Raw genomic sequence first — 4,193 nt, 5'->3', positions numbered from 1 at the left:
AACTGAGCTACAACCGCCATTAACTTTCGACTTATCTCGCTAAATATTGTTAGCCAGACCGTCTGTTGTTTCGATGGAGAGATTATGCAGTAGTTAGATTAAACATGCAAGCTTGCTTATTTCGCATGAACACTTTGCATGCCCTTCGATTTAAATTTAATCAAACTCCCAATAATAGAGGGGGTAACAACCCCCACCCCCTCTTTAAAAACAGGAATTCTACTTAGTCTTTGCTTCTAAAGCTAAGTAGATTACTGAAACATTAAAGCTAACTAGATCTAAACTAAAAATTAAACATTTCTAAGCCGCTATCTAATATTTTATCCGCAATATACTTATGTGTAGCAGTTGTAGGATGGGTTACACCCCAAAATACATATTTGTCAGAACCGTCACTCGCACAGTCGTTGGTTAAGCTATGACTAAGCATATAATCAATAGCAGAACTACGGTTAATATCTAAACACGCATCACTCGCGTTAGTAAAGCCGTGTTGCTCTGGACTTTCTGTCAACCCTTCAAATAATGCGTACGCATCATATAGTTTGACATTGTAACCTTGAACAAGATAGTACGCCGCCTGCTCTTTAATGAAGGCATTAAGTGCTACGATTTTAGCGCGTACTTTTGCGACTTCTTCTTTAGTCGAATATTTAAACTGTGGCGCTTTTGTCGCATCTGGCAGCGTCATCAATAACAAATTCTTAGCACCTGAATCTATCAAACGAACCAATGCACTACTATAGTCAGCTTTTACATCACCCACTTTTCGGTTGTAGTTCATAAAGTCATTTAGACCAAATTCTAACGTAAAAAGAATATTTTCAGGATTATAGTGATTTGCCATTTTCATATACGTAAGATAAGACGTAATTTGCTTATAGATACCTGTTAAAGCTACATATTGGTTGGTACCAGCGGCGCCACCAAGAGACCAGTTATAGAGTGGTATATTTTTTGCATTCGCAACATATTCGGTCCACACAAAACCGTTCGAAAAATGGCCTAGGAACCAAGAGTTAGGGTTAGGAAAACGCCATTGCGATGCGTTAAACATATTTGCAGTATCAGACAAGCTATCACCAAATGCGACAACTTTATTGATCTTATTTGGCTGCATTACGACATCATTTGTCCAAATCGAGTGATTATATGAAAAACGATTATTTGCTGCAAAGTAGGTAATATCAGCGTTGTCATGATCGACCCCTAAAGTATCAGCACAACTCTTCTTTATTACGTTCTGTGGCGTATTCGTATAGAACATATTTTTAAAAGAAGTAGAGGACCACCAATATCCATCAATCTTTAAGTAATCACCATCAGCATTTACCGCCCACTCCCAATCCGTTGCAGCATCATCATGTGAATTGCTGGTACGGTACCAACAGCGTACATAGGTATATGTATTTTCATCCTGAATGCTACTAGCTTGTGCAGCCATAATAGGCTCAGGAATCATAGTGGTTTCACTTGCCGCAGCAGTGAAAGACAGTATCGCACTGAGTAGAATAGTTAATTTCTTCATCGCTTACCTCTTATTGATTAAACCATCAAAAAACAATGAGAATAATTCTCATTAGAGATATATTTTGAATAAATGCTCTATAAAGTCAACGCACTACTATATAATTAATCTTATTTGGGAGGCTAATTCAAGTAATATCAACTATCATCAGATCTGTTCATGTTATAAAGTTAGCGCATTTAGCTAACGTGAGATTGGAAAGTAAGCAACTGATTTAATATGCTTTTATTTAGCATACTATTCAGTCCAAAATTTGAAAACATAACAATTCCACATAAAATTTGAACTTTTCGCTCGTAACTAAATAGAAAATAAAACCACCAAAATAATTATAGATTATGTATACCAAGTCGACATTGTTCAATAATCAAACAAATATATTATCTATTTTTATACACACAGCCAAAATCCTCAATTCGAAAATAGCGAGCTCGAAAATTACAGATATAAAAAATCCGCTGCAACTGCAAGCGGATTTTTAGGGTTATTAAAACAAATAATTATATCATCAAACTTAATTAAAACGCATATTTAACAGTCACACCGTAGTTACGTTCAGCTTGAGACTGATCATTATCTTGTGTCGTTAAACCACGCACATCACTCCATGCCCAGTACTGCTCATTTGTTAGGTTATAAACACCAGCGCGTAATGTTAAGTCTTCCATTGGCTTGTAGTATGCAGTTAAATCAACCACTGTTGAACTTGGGTTTTCAATCTGATTTTCGGTACCTGTTTTAGTTGAATTTATATCACTTTCATCTTTCTTCGCGGTATAAACAGTTTTCAATGACGTACCCCAGTTTGCACTTGGGCTATCATAGTTAAGGCCAACGACCATGTTCCAAGGCGCGACACTATTTAACGCTTTACCGTCTTGATCTTCACCTTCAGTGTAAGCCGCAGCTAAGTGTAAGCTTGTACCATCAAATGCACCAATTAAGCTATCTAACCAAAGGTTAGTCGCAATTTCAGCACCTTTGACGATGGCTTTATCTCGGTTTTCATACGTTGTTATACCGCCAGTATATGCAAGATCGCTATAATCAACCACCGTATCAATAAAGTTATCATAATCACTATAAAATACAGCAAACTCGTAGTTACCAGCATTAAAATTACCACGAATCCCCGTTTCATAAGAGATACTTGTTTCTGCCTCTAGTTCTGAATTTGGTTGGCTCTTGTAACCACGAGCACTGTTAGACCATGAGTAAAATAACTCTTGGAAATCCGGAGCTCTAAAACCTTGGCTTACTTGTGCGAATACCTTGGTAGCATCAGTTATACTATATAACGCCCCTAGCTTACCGGTTACAGCAGAGTCTGAATAATTTTTATAATCATTAGGTTCATAGCCGACTACCTCGCTATGTTTTCCAGCTGGGTTAGTATTATCTGGTTTAGTACTAAACCTATCGAAGCGGATACCAGGGGTTAATACCAGTGCACCATCAAGTAGTAAGATCTGGTCCTGTAAATAAGCACCCCACTTGCTATCCTCGGCCTCTGGCATGTAATAATAAAGCTTAGTACCTGTATCACCATTTGCTTTGACATAATGAGTTAAATTGGTATTTTCAATATCACGACTGGCATAAGACAGGCCGTACACTAAATTATGCTCCATTCCAGCGAGTGTGAATGATTTCTCAAATTGAGCGCTCGCTTCGTAACCTTGCTCGGCGTAAAAATAATCTTTCAACTGACTATCACCAGCTGCTTTAGAAAGCATAGTTTGTGCTGTCTGCTTACTTTTCTGCCAGTCAAATTGCAATGCCATAACGTCAAACAAAGCATTATTTGCAGTCAAAATATATTTAGCACCGAGACGTTGACGTTCGCTTTTATCTTCCGAAGCAGCGTCCCAACTACCAGAATAATGAGTAGAATAAATAGGCAAATCAGTATCAGTATCAGAAACGATCTGCTCACCTGTAAATTCAATGCGATTATTTTCGTTTAACTGATATTGTAATTTAGCTAAAACATTATTTTTTTCTGTTTCTTGCGGATCAACTTTACCGAAGTTTTTCTCTTCACTGCCAGCTCTGTGAGTATAAGCCACCATCGACTCTAGATCGCCAGTACGATTAGCTAATGCTACAGATTGGGAAAAGCTGCTATCTGCTGAGCTATAGCCAAATTTAACATGACCGCCACTAGTATCACCAGCATCAAGAAAATCTCTCGGATCCTTAGTTTCAAACGCCACAATCCCACCAATCGCATCACTACCGTATAAGCTAGATGCAGCGCCTTTAACAATTTCAACTGATTTAATCATATCAGGGTCAATTTCTAAACGACTAGATTGGATAAAAGACTGCCCGGAATCAAAACGATTTGCTTGTGAAACGCCATCAACAACAATTTTAATTCGGTTACCTTCCATACCTCGGATATTCACACTTTGAATACCATAACGCGGGTCACTTTCTACTGTTACACCCGGTGTATAGTCAAATAATTCACCGACATCTTTCACTAGATTTTCTTCGATATCATCTGCAGAAATAACACTAACCGAAGCAGCAACATCAGTTAGCAATTGCTCCGTTCTTGTCGCTGATACAACTGTTGTTGCATCAACCATATTATCTTTGCTGCTGATATCAGCCAGTGCAGGCATTGATAATGCCAATGTAGCGCGGCGAGCAATTT

At 38.0% G+C, this 4,193-nt stretch carries 2 protein-coding genes; both read right to left on the bottom strand.

Features of this window, described 5'->3' with window-relative positions:
• Positions 1–283 precede the first annotated feature (283 nt).
• The gene (locus BT797_RS05455) at positions 284–1,528 is read right to left on the bottom strand and encodes an SGNH/GDSL hydrolase family protein (RefSeq protein ID WP_075471289.1); all 1,245 of its coding nucleotides are present in this window, start codon (positions 1,526–1,528) and stop codon (positions 284–286) included.
• A gap of 518 nt (positions 1,529–2,046) precedes the next feature.
• The coding region (locus tag BT797_RS05450; protein WP_211705442.1) for a TonB-dependent hemoglobin/transferrin/lactoferrin family receptor at positions 2,047–4,193 on the bottom strand (2,147 nt) is incomplete at its 5' end.

This window comes from Moritella viscosa (assembly GCF_900120065.1).
Taxonomy (GTDB): Bacteria; Pseudomonadota; Gammaproteobacteria; order Enterobacterales; family Moritellaceae; genus Moritella; species Moritella viscosa.
Note: the sequence above shows the minus strand (reverse complement) of the source record. Positions and strands in the feature narration are given on the sequence as shown.

Excerpts from the sequence above, each read along its gene's own strand:
- BT797_RS05455 (WP_075471289.1), bottom strand. The coding sequence starts at position 1,528 with ATGAAGAAATTAACTATTCTACTCAGTGCGATACTGTCTTTCACTGCT.